The sequence below is a fragment of the Mycobacterium sp. IDR2000157661 genome, from assembly GCF_022317005.1.
Taxonomy (GTDB): Bacteria; Actinomycetota; Actinomycetes; order Mycobacteriales; family Mycobacteriaceae; genus Mycobacterium.
The window spans coordinates 3,721,316-3,739,051 of record NZ_CP081006.1 but is presented as its reverse complement, the minus strand read 5'-3'; the positions used below and the strand labels follow the sequence as shown (position 1 = coordinate 3,739,051).

17 protein-coding genes are annotated in these 17,736 nt (G+C 69.7%); 4 read left to right on the top strand and 13 right to left on the bottom strand.

All coding sequences use genetic code 11. The annotated features are described in order from the left end of the window. Positions 1–58 precede the first annotated feature (58 nt). On the bottom strand, positions 59–1,567 hold the full coding sequence (locus K3G64_RS19290; RefSeq protein WP_238886571.1) for a carboxylesterase/lipase family protein: 1,509 nt from the start codon (positions 1,565–1,567) through the stop codon (positions 59–61). Between the two features lie 76 nt (positions 1,568–1,643). Between K3G64_RS19290 and K3G64_RS19285 the strand changes: the two genes are divergently transcribed. After that, entirely contained in the window at positions 1,644–2,330 is a 687-nt protein-coding gene (locus K3G64_RS19285) for a hypothetical protein (protein WP_238886569.1), read from the top strand. Here the strand turns inward: K3G64_RS19285 and K3G64_RS19280 are convergent. The 5 genes from K3G64_RS19280 to K3G64_RS19260 form a co-directional block, all read right to left on the bottom strand. Next, positions 2,320–3,246, bottom strand: a complete 927-nt coding sequence (locus K3G64_RS19280; RefSeq protein ID WP_238886568.1) for a cation diffusion facilitator family transporter — start codon at positions 3,244–3,246, stop codon at positions 2,320–2,322. The two genes, K3G64_RS19285 and K3G64_RS19280, sit on opposite strands and share 11 nt — an antisense overlap. After that, complete coding sequence (locus tag K3G64_RS19275; RefSeq protein WP_238886566.1) at positions 3,246–3,632, bottom strand: ArsR/SmtB family transcription factor; 387 nt, start codon at positions 3,630–3,632, stop codon at positions 3,246–3,248. Before K3G64_RS19275 ends, K3G64_RS19280 begins: the two co-directional genes overlap by 1 nt. A 128-nt stretch (positions 3,633–3,760) precedes the next feature. Next, a complete protein-coding gene (locus K3G64_RS19270) occupies positions 3,761–4,459 on the bottom strand; it encodes a hypothetical protein (RefSeq protein WP_238886564.1) in 699 nt (232 codons plus the stop codon). Between the two features lie 77 nt (positions 4,460–4,536). After that, complete coding sequence (locus K3G64_RS19265; RefSeq protein WP_238886562.1) at positions 4,537–5,790, bottom strand: alpha/beta fold hydrolase; 1,254 nt, start codon at positions 5,788–5,790, stop codon at positions 4,537–4,539. A 56-nt stretch (positions 5,791–5,846) separates the two neighbouring features. After that, complete coding sequence (locus K3G64_RS19260) at positions 5,847–6,176, bottom strand: hypothetical protein (RefSeq protein WP_370647225.1); 330 nt, start codon at positions 6,174–6,176, stop codon at positions 5,847–5,849. Positions 6,177–6,308: 132 nt separating this feature from the next. Here K3G64_RS19260 and K3G64_RS19255 point away from each other — a divergent pair, with 132 nt between their 5' ends. After that, positions 6,309–6,644: an RNA polymerase-binding protein RbpA gene (locus tag K3G64_RS19255; protein ID WP_238886558.1), complete on the top strand. Its 336-nt coding sequence runs from the start codon at positions 6,309–6,311 to the stop codon at positions 6,642–6,644. A gap of 21 nt (positions 6,645–6,665) precedes the next feature. Here K3G64_RS19255 and K3G64_RS19250 read toward each other — a convergent pair whose 3' ends face one another. Genes K3G64_RS19250 through K3G64_RS19235 form a run of 4 tightly spaced genes read right to left on the bottom strand, consistent with a single transcriptional unit; the run spans position 6,666 to position 11,223 of the window. Then, positions 6,666–7,442, bottom strand: coding sequence for a polyprenol monophosphomannose synthase (locus tag K3G64_RS19250; protein WP_370646995.1), 777 nt, complete (start codon positions 7,440–7,442; stop codon positions 6,666–6,668). After that, positions 7,439–9,100 carry an apolipoprotein N-acyltransferase gene (lnt, locus tag K3G64_RS19245; protein WP_370646994.1) on the bottom strand — a complete coding sequence of 554 codons (1,662 nt, stop codon included), beginning with the start codon at positions 9,098–9,100 and terminating at the stop codon, positions 7,439–7,441. The genes K3G64_RS19250 and lnt overlap by 4 nt, the downstream gene beginning before the upstream one ends. Further along, complete coding sequence (locus K3G64_RS19240) at positions 9,093–10,679, bottom strand: amidohydrolase (protein WP_238886557.1); 1,587 nt, start codon at positions 10,677–10,679, stop codon at positions 9,093–9,095. The genes lnt and K3G64_RS19240 overlap by 8 nt, the downstream gene beginning before the upstream one ends. A gap of 10 nt (positions 10,680–10,689) precedes the next feature. Next, the gene (locus K3G64_RS19235) at positions 10,690–11,223 is read right to left on the bottom strand and encodes an FxsA family protein (protein ID WP_238886555.1); all 534 of its coding nucleotides are present in this window, start codon (positions 11,221–11,223) and stop codon (positions 10,690–10,692) included. A gap of 58 nt (positions 11,224–11,281) precedes the next feature. Here K3G64_RS19235 and K3G64_RS19230 point away from each other — a divergent pair, with 58 nt between their 5' ends. Further along, the gene (locus K3G64_RS19230; RefSeq protein WP_238886553.1) at positions 11,282–11,983 is read left to right on the top strand and encodes a dienelactone hydrolase family protein; all 702 of its coding nucleotides are present in this window, start codon (positions 11,282–11,284) and stop codon (positions 11,981–11,983) included. Here K3G64_RS19230 and K3G64_RS19225 read toward each other — a convergent pair. Genes K3G64_RS19225 through cobN form a run of 3 tightly spaced genes read right to left on the bottom strand, consistent with a single transcriptional unit; the run spans position 11,980 to position 16,411 of the window. Further along, complete coding sequence (locus K3G64_RS19225; RefSeq protein ID WP_238886552.1) at positions 11,980–12,369, bottom strand: PPOX class F420-dependent oxidoreductase; 390 nt, start codon at positions 12,367–12,369, stop codon at positions 11,980–11,982. The genes K3G64_RS19230 and K3G64_RS19225 overlap by 4 nt on opposite strands. A 2-nt stretch (positions 12,370–12,371) precedes the next feature. After that, on the bottom strand, positions 12,372–12,752 hold the full coding sequence (locus tag K3G64_RS19220; RefSeq protein ID WP_238886551.1) for a PPOX class F420-dependent oxidoreductase: 381 nt from the start codon (positions 12,750–12,752) through the stop codon (positions 12,372–12,374). Positions 12,753–12,808: 56 nt separating this feature from the next. Continuing rightward, positions 12,809–16,411, bottom strand: coding sequence for a cobaltochelatase subunit CobN (gene cobN / locus K3G64_RS19215; protein ID WP_238886550.1), 3,603 nt, complete (start codon positions 16,409–16,411; stop codon positions 12,809–12,811). A 211-nt stretch (positions 16,412–16,622) separates the two neighbouring features. Here cobN and K3G64_RS19210 point away from each other — a divergent pair, with 211 nt between their 5' ends. Beyond that, entirely contained in the window at positions 16,623–17,696 is a 1,074-nt protein-coding gene (locus tag K3G64_RS19210; protein WP_238886548.1) for an ABC transporter ATP-binding protein, read from the top strand. The last annotated feature ends 40 nt before the right edge of the window (positions 17,697–17,736 follow it).

Here is a 17,736-nt window from a genome sequence, read left to right as displayed (position 1 = left end):
CAGTGCGCCACGTCACACTTTGACGGGTGTCAACTCAGCCGCGGCGGCGGGCGTGACGTCACCTCGCGGCCAGTGAGAAGCCTTCCCAGGCCTGCCTGCGGGCGGCGTGCGGGTCGTATTCGATGCGGGGGCGGCGGTCGAACACCTGCACCGCGCGATCGGCGCTGGTATAGGCGGGCCAGCCCGCGCCGGGCACACCGGTGCGGGCGAATTCGCGCCAGCGGCCCTGCACGTCGTCGCTGACCCGCAGCGCCGTGCGCCGGTCACCGACGGCGGTCAGCAGCCGTCCGAAGTTCGTCCGGTAGGTGTCGAACACCGCCAGCAGCTCGGTGGCGTGCGTGGCGCCCAGACCCGACCAGCGCAGCGGCCGTGGCGCGTAGTCGTAGCGGTACAGGTACGTCGGCGCATGGGCGCTGTGCGCCTCGGCGATCTGCCAAGCCGCCGATCCGAAGGCGAAGTCGCCACCGAACTGCACGCACGCCGCCGGATCCGGATAGTTCGGGTAGGCGGCCCTGATGCGTTCGCGCTCAGCGGGTTCCGCCTGCGCCAGCAGCTGCTCGATCATCGTCTCCGTCATCGGCAGCAGCTTGAGGAACCGGCCGAACAGCCTGGCCTCCTCGGCGTTGGTCCCCACGATGAGCGGCACTCGGTGGGCCGCGCCGGTGCGCATCGCCTCCACCGGGTCCAGCGGCAGGTAGTCGGTGGCGTTGGTGGGCCCCGCGGCGAACGCGCCGAGCATCTCGCGTTGACCCTGCCGGATCAACCGCTCGAAGGCGCTGACAAGCTCGGTGGGACGCGCGGACATCACGGCCGCCGCGCCGTCACCGTCGGGTGCTCCGAGCAGGGCGGCGAACCGCGTCGCATACTGGGCGGCCACCTCCGGCGTGCGCACCATGCCCGCTGCCGGGCTCTCCGAAATAGCTTGCGCGAACAGTCCTTTGGCTGCCGGCACGGCCAGCAGGGTGGCGACGGCGTGGGCGCCTGCGCTCTCGCCGAAGATGGTGACATTGTCGGCATCACCGCCGAACGCGGCGATGTTGTCGCGCACCCACTGCAGCGACATCACCAGATCGCGCAGATACAGGTTGTCGTCGAAGGAGTGCTCGGCGTCGGACAACGACGACAGGTCCAGACATCCCAGCGGTCCCAGGCGGTAGTTCACCGAGACGTACACACAGCCCTTGCGGGCCAGCGCGGCGCCGTCGTAGATGGGGGTCGCCGAACTGCCCATGAAGTAGCCGCCACCGTGAATGAAGACCATGACCGGAAGCGGCTCGTCGAACCTCTTCTTGGGGGTGACCACGTTAAGTGTCAGGCAGTCCTCGCTCATCGGCTGGTACTTGCCCGGCGCGAGGAGGGTGTACATGCGCTGCTGGGGCGCACAGTTGCCGTGGCCGTGGCAGTAGCGCACGCCGCGCCACGGGAGCACGGGCTGCGGTGCGCGCAGCCGCAACGGGCCCACCGGCGGACGGGCGTATGGAATGGCCCGCCACCGATGCACGCCATCGCGGGTGAAGCCCTCGACGGTGCCCGACGCGGTGGTCACGCGGACGGTGTGTTCGTGCATCACCCGACGGTAGCGAATGACCCACCGTCGCCGCGCCTGACCGGGGATCGCGTGTCGGGCCGCTAGCCTGGCCGGTATGCGAATGGCTGTGCTCATCGCGGCTTGTGTGCTGGTCGGAGGGTGTTCGACCGCTACAGACGGGCAGGCCGAACGGATCGAACCCATCCCGCCGGACCGGTCGGCGAGCTCGCCGTCGCCCACGACGCCCACCACAACGACGACCAAGGCGGCCGCCCCACCGGCCGCGGGCGCCCCGGTCGCCGACGTCATCGCCTGGATCGACGCCGGCGATGCGGCCGACGCAGGGCAGTACCACGTCGCGTTTCGCGAGGGTCAGACGACCGAGCTCGGCGACGACGTCGCGTTCACCACGCCGTCGGGCAAGACCACTTGCATGACCGACTCGCAGCAGGGTGACGGCGCGCTGGCCTGCCTGGTGGACCTCGTCGATCCGCCGCCGCGACCGCAGGACGCCTACGGGGAATGGAAGGGCGGCTGGGTCGACTACGACGGCGCCAGCGTCGCCGTGGGGTCGCTGCACGGTGACCCCGGACGCTTCACCGCAGGCAAGGGCCCGGAATTGGCCTACGGCGAGGCGCTGACGTTCGGTGACTACCGTTGCCGCAGCGACACCGCCGGCTTGTTCTGCGCCAGCACGGCCCAGCAGTCGGCGGTGCGGTTCAGCGACGCCGGCATCGAGCCCTTCGGCTGCCTGCAGCCAGTGACCGCGCCGCCGCTGATCGGCGAGATGTTCAGCTGCTGACGGCGGGCTCATGCCCCGGGTAGGCGTGCACGACGACCGAGCCGAGCTTCGGGATCGCGCGGACGAGCGTGTGTTCGGCTTCGTGTGCGAGGTTGTGCGCTTCGACCAGGCTCAGTGACGGATCGACGTCGAGTTCGGTGTCGGCCTGCAACTCGTGACCGACCCACCGCATCCGCAGGCGTCGGACCTGGCGGACCTCCGGTTGGCGGGCCAGTACACGGTGGGCGGTGTCGACGATCTCGGCGTCGACGCGATCGAGCAGGCGGCCGAAGACGTCGCGCGCCGCGAACACCAGCACCACAGCGATCGCGCCGGCGATGACCAGGCCGATGATGGGATCGGCGGCGGGAAATCCCAGCCCCACCCCGATTGCACCGCCCACGACGGCGAGCGACGTCAAGCCGTCTGCGCGCGCGTGCATGCCGTCCGCCCGCAGGGCCGCCGAACCGATGCGCCGGCCGACGCGGATTCGGTAGACCGCGACTGCCTCGTTTCCGACGAACCCGATGACGCCCGCCGCCGCGACCCAGCTCAGATGAGACAGCGGCAGGGGGTCGACAAGCCGGCGCACACCCTCGACCGCGGCGACCACCGCGGACAACGCGATGACGGCGAGCACGAACAGTCCGGCGAGGTCCTCGACTCGTCCGAAGCCGTAGGTGTATCTCCTGGTCGCCGCCCGCCGGCTCATCGCGAATGCGATCCACAACGGCACTGCGGTCAGGGCATCCGAGACGTTGTGCACGGTATCGGCCAGCAATGCGACCGATCCGGAGACGATGACGATCACCAGTTGTACGGCCGCGGTCAGGCCCAACACCGCCAGGCTCACCTTGACGGCGCGGATCCCGGCCGCGCTGTCTCGCAGCGCATCGTCTGCGCGGTGGGAGTGGTCGTGACTGTGACCCGACCCCATCAGCCCGCCGCCTCGTCGTGCAGGATGCGCAGCTCGCTGTCATCGAGGTGATGAGCAGGCACTCCACCAGCGGCGTGCTCTGCGTTGTGCACCGCGTCGGCGACCAGCTGGCGGACGTGGTCGTTCTCGAGCCGGTAGAAGACCTGTGTGCCTTCTCGTCTGGTGCGTACCAGCCGGGCCATCCGGAGCTTGGCCAGGTGCTGCGACACCGACGGCGCGGGCTTGCCGACGCGTGCAGCGAGGTCGTTAACCGCCATCTCGCGGTCCACCAGCGCCCACAGCAGCTGGACGCGCGTCGCATCGGCCAGCATCCGGAACACTTCGACGACGAGATCGGCCTGTTCGTCGGCCAGGCGCCGAGAGCAGACCTGGTTATCTGCATTCATACGCAGATAGTAGCGCTTGTCCCCTCGGATGGATCAGACCGGCTCGGGTGGGCGGGCTTCGGCGCGGGCTCGCTCCGGGTGGATCCGCGTCATGCCCGCTAGTATTTTGCGTCTGCTCGCCGAAGAAGTCAGCCGAGTCGGAAGCTGCCGGTCACCAGCGTCGGGGTGGCCTGCGTGCCGTTGATCGTCGAGCTCATGCGCCCATCGGACAGCCGGGTGATCTGCTGAGCCTGTTGGAGCTGGCGCTTGTTGCGCACCTGCGCGCGGAACTGCGCGTCGGCCAGCTGCTGGATCTCGGCCTGGGTGATGTCGCCGACGCTGTCGGTGCGGAACTGGACCCCGATCGAGGAGCCGTCCTCCCGGACCACCCATGACGCCCGGACACCGTCAGCCTCCGCGGTGTACATGCCCGCCGGGCCGGACACCGGCAGCGCGGTGAAGTCGTAGGCGACGCCGTTCATCATGAGGTTGCCCTCGAGGTCGGCGCCGTCGAACTCGGCCATCAAGGTGTCGCGGAACCGCGACGTGAGGTCGATCCTGCCGTCGGTCTGGCTGCCGAAGAACCAGGCCTCGTCGTCGGTGCCGTTGCAGGCGTAGGCGGCGACGTCCGCGCCCTCGACGGCGAGGCCGATGGTCATCGACTTTCCGTCGGCCGATTTCATGTCGGCGACGTACCTCGCCGACTGCGGAAACGCAGCGGCCGTCGTGGTGGTGGCCTGCGAGGTCGGCGTCGCCTCGGTGGACGATCCGCCCGAACAGGCGGGCAGGGTGCCGAACGCGACCATCGCGCCGATACCCACGAGCAGAGTCCGCGTCATCTTCGTCATATGATCAGCATGGGCCGCCCGGCCGCGCGGTACATGAAGATCAGGTGGAGATTGCGTGGAGATCTGCTGCGCGCGCGTCACAGGGCGAGGAAGGCGTCGAGTTCGCCGCGGAACACCTGCCAGGCTGGCTCGGTCGCGGTGAGCAGGTGGTTGTTGCTCGCCAGTGCGACCAGCCGCGACTCGCCGATCAGCGACGCCAGTTCCTCGCCGAACCGCATCGGCACCCGGCGGTCGTCGCGCGAGTGCATGATCAGCGTCGGGCAGGACACGTCACGGGCCAGGTCGCGCACGTCGATGCGGCCGAACTCCTCGAGGAAGCGCACCGCGTTCTCCGGCGAGGTGGTGCGGCGTTGCAGTTGGTCGAACGCGGCCCAGTCGGCCCGGGTGCCGTCGGGCAGGAACTGCGCGGCGAACACCTGCCGGAACGCGGGGTCGTCACCACCCCAGCCGACTCTGGCGAGCTCTGCATCCAGTGCCGCAGCACGCTTCTCGTCGTCACCGACGGCGCGCACCGTACGGCCGCGGGCATAGGCCCCGCACAGCACCAGGTGGCTGACCCGCTCCGGGTGCCGCGCGGCATAGGCCACCGCAACCGCGCCGCCCTGTGAGACACCCAGCAGCGGAAAGCGTTCCAGCCCGAGTGTCTCGACCACCGACTCCAGATCGGCCACCCAGTCGTCGAACGTGAATTCGCCTGCTTCCCAGTCGGACAGGCCGCAACCGCGTTCGTCATAGCGGACGAAGCGGTACCGCGCCGACAGGTCGCGGACCCAGTGTCGCCACACCGGGCTCTCGACGTCGTAGCCGAGATGGGTCAGCCAGTTCGCCGCACGCACCAGCGGCGGACCGTCGCCTGCGACCGCGTAAGCCAGGCGCACGTGGTCGGCGGCCCGGCAGAACGCGACGTGCTGGCGTGGGGCGGGTGGTGCGACTTGCGGTTCTGCGGGTGGCGGGGGCGCGGTCTCGTCGAGCAGGGTGCCGACGAACTGGTAGCCGCGGCCACGTGCGGTGCGGATGTAGCGCTGGGACTCGCCGTCGTCGCCGAGCGCCCGGCGCACGGCCTTGATGCGACTTGTCAACGCCGCCTCGCCGACGAAACGGCCACCCCACACGGAGTCGAACAGCTCCTCCTTGGAAACGACGCGGTCATGGTGGCGGACCAACTGCGTCAGCACGTCGAACACCTGCGGCTCGACGCGGATCACCTCACCGTCGCGGCGCAGTCGAAAACGCTGTGTGTCGAGCACGAAGGAGTCGAAGCGCCAGACACCGGACGCCGTGGGCGTGGAGGCTGGCGACTTGGCGGTCAAGAGGGTCACGGCCGGTCCCATCGCAGGAGTTGTTGCTGGTCATCGTGACGACGAACCAGCGCGCGCGATGGTTCACCTCATCTCCACCCGTCGGCCGCCTTGGCCGCTCGCACCAGCGCGTCACACAGACCCCGCAGCTCCTCGGGTGCGGCGCCCTCCTCCACCGCCGTCGCGACGTCTTCGGCGGCACACCTGACCTGATAGACGCGATCGGAGAGCTCGGCGGCCTCGTCGGCGCTGAGCACCACCGCATCCGGCGCAAGCGTCGTGCCCTTGATCTGGGCGCGCTGCTCATAGGCCCGTTGGCGGCATGACTGCCTGCAGTACTGACGGCGCCTGCCGAGCCCGGCGTCGGCCACTTCGCGGCCGCACCAGCGGCAGGATTGGGGACGCAGCCGCTTGTTGATCCCGTGCTCCACGGAAGGTGACTGTAGACGGGGACGCGCGCGATTCCCGGTATCATGAAGGGTCGAGTCGGGAACCGTGCGGCGTGCTGCTGCGTTGATTCACCGGACGAAATCAATCGAGGAGTGTTGACGATGGCTGATCGTGTCCTGAGGGGGAGTCGGCTCGGAGCCGTGAGCTACGAGACCGACCGCAACCACGACTTGGCGCCGCGTCAGGTTGCCCGTTACCGCACCGACAACGGCGAGGAGTTCGACGTCCCGTTCGCCGACGACGCCGAGATCCCCCACACCTGGCTGTGCCGCAACGGCATGGAAGGCACCTTGATCGAGGGCAATGCGCCCGAGCCGAAGAAGACCAAGCCCCCGCGCACCCACTGGGACATGCTGCTGGAGCGCCGCTCGGTGGAGGAACTCGAGGAACTGCTCAAGGAGCGCCTCGACATCATCAAGGCTCGCCGCCGGGGCTGAACGCGGCGGCTGAGCCGCAGCTCAGCGTGTGATGCCGACTCCGCGGGCGCGATCGAGGCGCCCGCGAACACCCCACTCGGCGACCTTGAACAGGGCCTCGCGGATGTTGGAGCCGCTCATCTTCGACTGGCCGTACTCTCGTTCGGTGAACGTGATCGGCACCTCGACGACGACGAACCCGTTGTTGATGGTGCGCCAGGTCAGGTCGATCTGGAAGCAGTAACCTTTGGAGTCGACCGCGGAGAGGTCGATCTTCTCGAGCACCTCGCGGCGGTAGGCCCGGTAGCCGGCGGTGATGTCGTGAATGTCGACGCCGAGCAGGATGCGCGAGTAGCCGTTGGCGGTGCGGGAGAGCACCATGCGCCTGCGCGGCCAGTTGCGGACCTCTCCCCCGCTCACATACCGGGAGCCGATCACCAGGTCGGCGCCGGCGTCGACGGCGTCGAGCAGCCGGTAGAGCTGTTCGGGCGGGTGGCTGCCGTCGGCGTCCATCTCGACGAGCACCGAATACTCCCGGCCCAGACCCCAGCCGAAACCGGCGATGTAAGCGGCGCCGAGACCGCCCTTCGTGGTGCGGTGCATGACGTGGACGCGGTCCGGGTCGGCGAGGGCCAGTTCGTCGGCCAACTCGCCGGTGCCGTCGGGGCTGCCGTCGTCGACGATCAGGATGTGCACGTCGGGACGCGCCTGCTGGACCCGCCCGACGATCAGGGGCAGGTTCTCCCGCTCGTTGTACGTGGGAATGATGACCAGCGTGCGCTGGCTTGGGCGTTGCACCGGCCCCTGGCCCGTGGTCATGTGGCTCCTCTGGCGTTGTCGCCGTCGGTTCGACGGCGCACAAAGGATCCATTGTGCAGTATTGCGGCGATCACACTGCCGACGCCGAGCAGGATAAGCAGTCCCTCGACCAGCGGACCCCATTGCGTGGCGAACGTCAGCTGGGTCTTCAGGCGTACCGAGCCGTCGAGGTAGTCCGGCTCGAAGAACTCGGTGCGCGCCAGCTCCCGGCCGTCGGGCGCGACGATCGCGCTGATGCCCGTCGTGCCCGCCACCACCACGTAGCGGTCGTGTTCGACCGCCCTCAGCCGGGCGAACGCGAGCATCTGCTCGCTCATCGCCTCGGTGAACGTCGCGTTGTTGGCAGGCACCACCACCAGCTGGGCGCCGTTGCGCACCGATTCGCGCGGAGCCCGGTCGAAGATCACCTCCCAGCACGTGGCCACGCCGACCGGGACGCCCGCGACCTGCACCACCCCGGCGCCGTCACCGGGCAGGAAGTAGCCGGCCCGCTCGGCATACGCGGAGAACCGGCTGAAGAAACCGCGCCACGGCAGGTATTCGCCGAACGGCTGCACGATCTGCTTGTCGTGACGATCGGCCGGTCCACCGTCCGGATTCCACACGATCACCGAGTTCGTCGCCACCGGGTTGTCGGGGCTGTTGCCCGGCGCCGCCACCACACCGCCGACCAGGATCGGGGCGTCGATCGCCTTCGCCGCCGACGAGATCAACTCGCGGGCATCCGGGTTGGCCAACGGGTCGATGTCGGAGGAGTTCTCCGGCCAGACGACGAACCGGGGCTGCGGCGCCCTGCCCGCGCGCACGTCCTGGGCCAGCCGCATCGTCTCGCTGACGTGGTTGTCGAGCACCGCGCGTCGTTGGGCGTTGAAGTCCAGGCCGAGTCGCGGCACGTTGCCCTGCACGGCCGCTACGGTGATCGACTGGTCGTCGCCGGCGCCGAGACCCGACTGGCGGACATGCGGCCACGTCAGCGCCGTGACCAGCAGCACCGCCACGATGCACAGCCCCGGCAGCACCACCGCGGGCGGCGCGTCGTCGCCCGCCGCTTCGTGCCGCCACCGCTGCGCGATCTCGAAAGCGATCGCGGCCACGCTGAACCCGGTCAGCACCACCGCGAAGGACACCAGCGGCGCGCCACCCAGCTGCGCAATGGACCGCAAGGCGCCCTCGGTCTGGCTGAACGCGACGTTGCCCCACGGAAACCCGCCGAACGGCACCGTCGCCTTCAGCCACTCCTGCAGCGACCACAGTCCGGCGAACCACAGCGGCCACCCCGGCAGCCGCCGGACCACGACCGCGCCCGCGGCGAACAGCGCCGGGAACAGCGACTCGACGAGTGCCAGCCCGATCCACGGCACCGGCCCGACGAACGCGCCGACCCACGGCAGCAGCGGCAGGTAGAACGCCGCGCCGAAGACGAAGCCGTAGCCGAAGCCGCCCGCGATGGTCGTGGTCTCGCGGGTCAGCACCCAGGCCAGCGAGACGAACGCCAGGACCCCCAGGTACCACCAGCCGAACGGCGGGAAGCTCAGACATAACAGGATCCCCGCGACGATGGCGAGCCCGAGTTGCGGCAACCGGGCGGCCACGGCCTGTCCCCACCGCGCAGCACGGCCGGGAGCGGGGGTTTCGTGGTCGACGGAAACCTCAGCCATGGATGGTGACACCCCGGTGAACGGTCTGCAGGCAGCGGGGCGACGGGCCGTCGAGTGCGGGCAGGGCGGGTACGCGCGACCGCTGATCGGTCGACCACCGCTGCACCGCATCGGCCGGGGCGCTGACCTCGAGATCGTCGGTGTCCCACACCGCGTAGGACGCCGGCGCACCGGGAACCAACGTGCCCGCGACCCCGTCGCGCACACCGGCCGCCCGCCACGCGCCGCGGGTCAGCGCCGCGAAGGCCGCCCGCGGCGAGACCGCACTGCCGGGCGTCCGATGCCGGGCCGCCGCGCGCACCGTGGCCCACGGGTCCATTCCGGTCACGGGGCTGTCGGAGCCGAAGGCGAGAGGCACGCCTTCGGATGCTAACAGCGCGAAGGGGTTCAACGACCTGGCCCGCTCGGCGCCCAGACGCTGGGCGTACATGCCGGTGTCGCCGCCCCACAGCGCGTCGAAATTCGGCTGCACACTGGCGAACACACCCCAGTTCCCCAGCAGCCGGGCCTGTTCCTCGGTGACCATCTCGAGGTGCTCGAGCCGGTGTCCGCACCGGGCCACCGCGGCCGCGCCGAACATCTCGACGACCTCGGCCAACGCGTCGACGACCGTGCTGACCGCCGCGTCGCCGATGACGTGGAAGCCGGCCGCGACACCCGCCTCGGTGCACGCCCGCAGATGGGCGGCGATCGCCTCGCCGCCCAGATAGCTGTTGCCGAGACAGTCCGGCGCGTCGGCGTACGGGCGCTGCAGCCATGCCGTGCGTGACCCCAGCGCCCCGTCGACGAACAGATCACCGGCCAGTCCGCGCGCGCCCGTCCGTGCGATCAGCGCCTTGGCCTGCTCGGCGTCGGAGACGGCCTCCCCCCAGTAGCCGACGATCTCGACGCCGTGCCCGAGGGCGTGGATCTCGTCCCAGTCGTCGAGGCCGCCGATGTCGGGTCCCCCGCACTCGCAGACCGCGACGATGCCCATGGCGGCTGCGGCGTCCAGCGCCGCCAGCCGGGCCCGACGACGCTGCTCGGCGGTGAGACGGGCGCGGGCGGCGGCGCGGGCCAGATGGTGCGCGTGGGCGGTCAGCGGGCCTTGCGGCGCATAGCCCTGCGCGCCGGCCAGTCCGGGCGCCAACCGGCGCAACCCGGAAGACGCGGCCGCCGAGTGCACGTCGATGCGGGCCAGGTAGGCCGGCCGGTCGCCGACCACGGCGTCGACGTCGTCCGTGCTCGGCGCCGTGCGTTCGGGCCATCCCGACTCGTCCCATCCGTGGCCCCACACCGGCCCGTCGGGGTGCGTGCGGACGTAGTCGGCAAGCAGGTCCAGGCAATCCCGCACCGAGGTGGCCTGCCGCAAGTCGAGTCCGGAGACGGTGAGCCCGGTGGCCGTCAGATGGACATGGCTGTCGACGAAGGCGGGTGCGACGAACGCGCCGTCGAGGTCGACGACGTGCGCATCCGGGTACTGGACGCGACCGACGTCGTCGCTGCCCAGCCAGGCGACGACGCCGTCGCGTACCGCGAATGCCGTGGCGTCGGGCATCGCCGGGCTGTGAATGCGCCCGTTCAGCAGGAGGGTCGTCACCCGACGATTCTCATGCTCCTCGGATGTGCGGCGGGGGGTTCTCACGCCCCTCGTCGGTGTGGCGCGCCCGCTCCACCGCCTGCTGCTCCACGACGGGACCGACGGGACCGTCGTGGACGTCGACGACCTCGCCGTCGATGTACTCGCGCCGCGCCCTGGCCGCACCGAATCCCGCGACACCAGCGGTGATCAACGGCATCCGGCGCGCGGCCAATGCGGTCACCAGCGGCCGCCCGACCGCGCGGGTCGGCGGCAGCAGCAGCAACACGCCGAGCAGGGAACTGGCCAGCCCCGGGATCACGACGAAGACCGTGCCGAGTGCGACCAGCACGCTGTCGGTGGCCGCACCGTGCGCGTTCGAGACGGTCAGACCCGATCGCAGCCGGCGGATGTGGCGTTTGATCTGCGACCCGGCCAGGGCCAGCCCCACCAGGAACGTCGTCAGGACCGCGATCAGCGTCCAACCGAGCCCGATGGTCGAGGCCAGCGCCACGACGACCACGAGCTCGATGACCACGTAGAGCAGGAACAGCCGCATCGCCATACGGGGTGAACGTGCGAACGCCCCGGCCGGGTTCCGCGAATGGCCCTAGATTGAAGCCGTGGCCAGAATCGAGATCGACACGCCCGACGGCCCGATCGACGCGCTACTCGGCGTACCGCGGGGGCCGGGACCGTGGCCCGCGGTCGTCATCGTGCACGATGCGATCGGCTACGGCCCCGACAACGAGGCGATATCGGCGCGGGTCGCCGCGGCGGGGTTCATCGCCATCTCGCCGAACCTGTACGCACGCGGGGGTCGGGCCCGCTGCATCACCCGGGTGTTCCGCGAGCTGCTCACCAAACGTGGGCGCGCCCTCGACGACGTGCTGGCCGCGCGCGAGCACGTGCTGGCCCTGCCCGAGTGCACCGGGGCGGTCGGCATCGCCGGCTTCTGTATGGGCGGGCAGTTCGCGCTCGTCATGTCGCCGAAGGGGTTCGGCGCCTCGGCGCCGTTCTACGGCACCCCGCTGCCCCGCCCGCTCGCCGAGACGCTCGACGGCGCCTGCCCGATCGTCGCCAGCTTCGGCCGTCGCGACCCGATCGGCATCGGCGCCGCCGACAAACTGCGCACGGTCGTCGCCGGCAAGGGAATCGAGGCCGACATCAAGGTGTACCCGGACGCCGGGCACAGCTTCGCCAACAAGCTGCCCGGTCAGCCGCTGCTGCGCATAACCGGATTCGGCTATCACGAGGCGGCCGCGAACGATGCGTGGGACCGGGTGTTCGCGTTCTTCGGCGAGCACCTCTCGGCGGCGGGCTAGGCGGGTGCCGCGGTCACCTCGATGGCCGAGTGCACCTTGTCGATGCCCCCGCGAACGAGCGCCTGCGGGATCCACCACCATGCGTGCCACCAGTAGCGCCGGGTCACCATCTCGAAGACGCGGCGGGTTTCGGACTTGGGCAGGTTGCGTGCGACCGCCTCCACCGGTTCGCCCTTCGGCTTGCCCAGCACACCACACTTCTGGATCGTCACGCGCGCAGTGTTGTTGATGCGCTTGGTCTTCCACGACCCGTCGTCGGTGATGATGACGAGCTTGTCGCCGTCGGGCACGCCCCAGACCGGTGTCGGCTTGGGCCTTCCGTCCTTGGTGAAGGTGGTCAGCAACAGGTACTTCTCGCCGTAGACGTCCTCGAAGGTCGGTGCCACCGTCACACCGCCTTGATCTCGAGGGTCACGTTGTTGTCCATGCCGCCGCGCAGCTTGGAGAAGAAGTTGAACGTCTTGCCCAGCAGCCCGTAGCGCCGGCCGATGGCGTTATAGGTGTCGGCGTTGGCCGACTTGTCCAGGATCGTGGCGACCGCCTCCACCGGCTCCCCCTTCGGGTTGCCACGCCGGTCGCACGTGGCGATGGTGACCCGCGGGGTGTTGCGGATGCGCTTGACCTTCCACGACTTCTCCTGCGTGATGGCCACCAACCCGTCGCCCCGGGGCACGGCCCAGATCGCCGTCGGCTTGGCCCTGCCGTCCTTGGTGAAGGTGGTCAGCAGGATGTACTCGGATTGCGCGACGTCGGCGAAGGTGGCAGGCACGACACCAACCTAGCGTTCGCGTCGATTCGGCGTACAGGGCGCGAAGGTGCTAGCGGTCAGCCCTCCAGCTCGCCCTCGCTCTCCAGCAGCACCTGACGCAGCCCGTCGAGGGTGGGCTTCTCCGGGGCGGCCCACATGCCGCGGTCGGCGGCCTCCAGCAGTCGCTCGGCCATGCCGTGCAGCGCCCACGGGTTCGACTCGGTCATGAACTTGCGGTTCTCGTCGTCGAGCACGTACTCCGCCGAGAGCCGCTCGTACATCCAGTCGGCCATCACCCCGGCGGTGGCGTCGTAGCCGAACAGGTAGTCGACCGTGGCCGCCATCTCGAAGGCGCCCTTGTAGCCGTGCCGGCGCATGGCGTTGATCCAGCGCGGGTTGACGACGCGGGCGCGGAACACCCGGGTGGTCTCCTCGGACAGGGTGCGGGTTCGCACGGCGTCGGGGCCGGTGTTGTCGCCGATGTAGGCCGCGGGCGAGGTACCGGTCAGCGCCCGAACCGTCGCGACCATGCCGCCGTGGTACTGGAAGTAGTCGTCGGAGTCGGCGATGTCGTGCTCGCGGGTGTCGGTGTTCTTGGCCGCGACGGCGATCCGGCGGTACTGGATGTTCATGTCGGCACTGGCGGGCGCGCCGTCGAGACCGCGGCCGTAGGCGAACCCGCCCCATGCGGTGTACACCTCGGCGAGGTCGGCGTCGTCGCGCCAATTGCGGCTGTCGATCAGCTGCAGCAGTCCGGCACCGTAGGTGCCCGGCTTGGACCCGAAGATCCTGGTGGTGGCGCGACGCTGGTCGCCGTGCTCGGCGAGGTCGGCCTGGGCGTGGGCCCGTACATAGTTGTCGGCGGCCGGCTCGTCGAGGCCGGCGACCAGCGCCACGGCGTCGTCGAGCATGGTGACGACGTGCGGGAACGCGTCGCGGAAGAAGCCGGAGATCCGCACGGTCACGTCGATACGCGGCCTGCCGAGGTCGGCGAGCGCGATCGGCTCCAGGTCGACGACGCGGCGGGAGGCCTCGTCCCACACCGGCCGGACCCCGAGCAGGGCAAGAACTTCGGCGATGTCGTCGCCCGAGGTGCGCATCGCCGACGTGCCCCACACCGACAGGCCGACCGAGCGCGGCCAGTCGCCGTGGTCGTCGCGGTAGCGGGTCAGCAGCGAATCGGCCATGGCCACACCGGTTTCCCACGCCAGCCGCGAAGGCACGGCCTTGGGGTCCACGGAGTAGAAGTTGCGGCCGGTGGGCAGCACGTTGACCAGACCGCGCAGCGGCGACCCGGATGGACCGGCGGCGATGAACCGACCGTCGAGGGCGCGCAGGATCTGGGCGATCTCATCGGCAGTGCCTGCCAGTCGCGGCACCACCTCGGTGGCCGCGAAGCGGAGCACGGCGGCGACGTCTGGGGTGTCGGTCAGCGTGTCGACCACTGCCGGGTCCCAGCCCGAATCCTGTAGCGCTGCAACGAGTTCGCGTGCCTGCGCCTCGGCGGCGTCGACGGCTGTGCGATCGGCCCGGCCTTCCACGCCGTTCTCGTCCAGACCGAGCGCCTCACGCAGACCGGGCACCGTCTGCTCGCCGCCGAACAGTTGGCGGGCCCGCAGCACCGCCAGCACGAGGTCGAGTTCGTCCTCGCCGCTGGGTTTCTCACCGAGAATGTGCAACCCATCGCGGATCTGGACGTCCTTGATCTCGCAGAGCCAACCGTCGACATGCAGGAGCATGTCGTCGAACGAGTCCTCCTCGGGGCGTTCGTCCAGTCCGAGGTCGTGGTCCATCTTCGCCGCGCGCATCAGCGTCCAGATCTGCTGGCGGATGGCAGGCAGCTTGCCGGGATCCAGCGCCGAGACGTTGGCGTGCTCGTCGAGCAGTTGTTCCAATCGCGCGATGTCGCCGTAACTCTCGGCGCGCGCCATCGGCGGGATCAGGTGGTCGACGAGCGTGGCGTGGGCCCGCCGCTTGGCCTGCGTGCCCTCCCCCGGATCGTTGACCAGGAACGGGTAGATCAGGGGCAGGTCACCAAGGGCGGCGTCGGATCCGCATGCCGCCGACATGCCCAGCGTCTTGCCCGGCAGCCACTCCAGGTTGCCGTGCTTGCCCAGGTGCACGACGGCATCCGCGCCGAACTCGCTGTCGATCCAGTGGTAGGCGGCCAGATAGTGGTGACTGGGCGGCAGATCCGGATCGTGGTAGATCGCGACGGGGTTCTCGCCGAAGCCGCGCGGCGGTTGCACCATTAGCACCACGTTGCCCGCCTGCAGCGCGGCGATCACGATCTCGCCTTCGGGATCGACGCTGCGGTCGACGAACAGGTCACCGGGCGGCGGGCCCCAGTGTTGGACGATCGCGTCGGTCAGCTCGCTGGGCAGGGTGGCGAACCACTCGCGATAGTCGTCAGCGGAGACCCGGATCGGGTTGCCCTCGAGCTGCTCGGAAGTGAGCCAGGCGGCGTCCTGGCCGCCGCGTTCGATCAGCGCGTGAATCAGCGCGTCCCCATCGCCGGAGGCGATGATCGTGCCGAGGTCGCCGGGTCCGGCCACGTCGTCGATGCAGTACCCGTGCTCGCGCATCGCGCGCAGCAGCCGCACCGCGCTGGCCGGAGTGTCGAGCCCTACGGCGTTGCCGATGCGGGCGTGCTTGGTCGGATAGGCCGAGAACACCACGGCGACCCGTTTCCGAGCCGCGGGGACGCTGCGCAGGCGGGCATGCCGCAGGGCCAGTCCGGCGACCCGCGCGCAGCGCTCGGGGTCGGGGACATAGGAGATCAGCCCCTCGTCGTCGATCTCCTTGAACGAGAACGGCACAGTGATGATGCGCCCGTCGAACTCCGGAACGGCGACCTGTGTCGCGACGTCGAGCGGAGACAACCCGTCGTCGTTGGTGGCCCACTGCGCACGCGGACTCGTCAGGCACAGGCCCTGCAGGATGGGAACGTCCAGCGCGGCCAGATGCGCGACGTTCCAGCTGTCGTCGGAACCGCCGGCACCCGCCGCCGACGGGGTGGCGCCACCGGCGGCGAGCACCGTGGTCACCAACGCGTCGGCGGTGCCCAGCACGTCGAGCAGGTCGGTGTCGGCGGTGCGCAGCGACGCGCAGAACACCGGCAGCGCACGGCCGCCCGCGTTCTCGACGGCGTCGCACAGCGCGTCGATGTAGGCGGTGTTGCCCGCCAGATGCTGGGCGCGGTAGTACAGCACGGCCACGGTCGGGCCGTCGGTGGCGGGCCCCTGCCGCTGCACCACCCCCCAGGTGGGCGTCACCTCAGGCGGGCTGAACCCGAACCCGGTCATCAGCAGCGTGTCGGACAGAAACGCGTGCAGTTGACGCAGGTTGGCCACGCCCCCCTGGGCCAGGTAGACGTGCGCCTGCAGCGCGACACCGGCCGGGGTGGTCGAGTGACCCATCAGGTCCGCGTCGGGCGACTGCTCACCGCTGACCACCACGGTGGGCACGCCGCTGGCCGCGACGGTGTCGATGCCGTCCTCCCATGCGCGGTAGCCACCGAGGATGCGCACCACCGCGATGTCGGCCCCGTCGAGCAACTCGCGCAGTTCGCCGTCGACGAGTCGCGACGGGTTCGCCCACCGGAAGTTCGCGCCGCTGGAGCGCGCGGTGATCAGGTCGGTGTCCGACGTCGACAGCAGCAGGACCGTGGGGTGGGGCACTCACCATTACTACCGCACGCCGTTCGCGCGATCGGGACCAGCGCGGTGGGGGAAGGGGTGGCGAGGGCCTTCTCGTCGGTGACCGACGGTTACGGCGAAAAATTCATGCCCGGTTTCTCGGCTAAGCCAGGTTTTTCGGGCGGCTCACTGGGTTATCCCGTCGATAACCGCACGACTGCGGTGCGGGGTGTTCGCGTCGGGAGGAACGCACATGGGCATCGGAATCACAGTCGAGGGGCTGACCAAGTCATTCGGTTCCACCACGGTCTGGGAAGACGTGACGTTGACGATTCCAGCGGGCGAGGTCAGCGGGCTGATCGGCCCGTCCGGCACGGGCAAGTCGGTGTTTTTGAAGTCGCTCATCGGCCTGCTACGCCCGGAACGCGGCAAGATCATCGTCGACGGCACCGACATCATCCAGTGCTCGGCCAAGGAGCTCTACGAGATCCGAACGCTGTTCGGCGTCATGTTCCAGGACGGCGCCCTGTTCGGCTCCATGAGCATCTTCGACAACACCGCGTTCCCGCTACGCGAGCACACCAAGAAGAAGGAAAGCGAGATCCGCAACATCGCCATGGAGAAACTCGAGCTGGTCGGTCTGGCCGGTGACGAGAACAAGTTCCCCGGCGAGATCTCCGGCGGCATGCGCAAGCGTGCCGGGCTGGCCCGCTCCCTGGTGCTCGACCCGCAGATCATCCTGTGCGACGAGCCCGATTCGGGTCTGGACCCGGTCCGTACGGCGTATCTGTCGCAGCTGCTGATCGACATCAACGCTCAGATCGACTGCACCGTTCTGATCGTCACGCACAACATCAACGTCGCTCGCACCGTGCCGGACAACATCGGCATGCTGTTCCGCAAGCACCTGGTGATGTTCGGTCCGCGCGAGGTGCTGCTGACCAGTGACGAGCCGGTGGTCGGGCAGTTCCTCAACGGCCGCCGCATCGGCCCGATCGGTATGTCCGAGGAGAAGGACGAGGCGACGATGGCCGAGGAGCAGGCCATGATCGATTCCGGCCACCACCACGGCGGCGTCGAGGAGATCCAGGGTGTGCCCCCGCAGATCCAGGCCACGCCCGGCATGCCAGAGCGCCAGGCGGTGCACCGTCGCCAGGCCCGGGTGCGCGAGATCATGCACACCCTGCCGCCTGCCGCGCAGGAGGCCATCCGCGAAGACCTGGAAGGCAGCCAACAGAAGACGTCCAGCAGTCCCGACGGCGAGTCGCGCCGCTACGACCACGACGACGCCGACACCGCCAGGATTTCTGCCGGGCGTGGTCGCTGAACAGCTGGGCCGGTCCGTTGCGCTGATCGACGATCGGAGG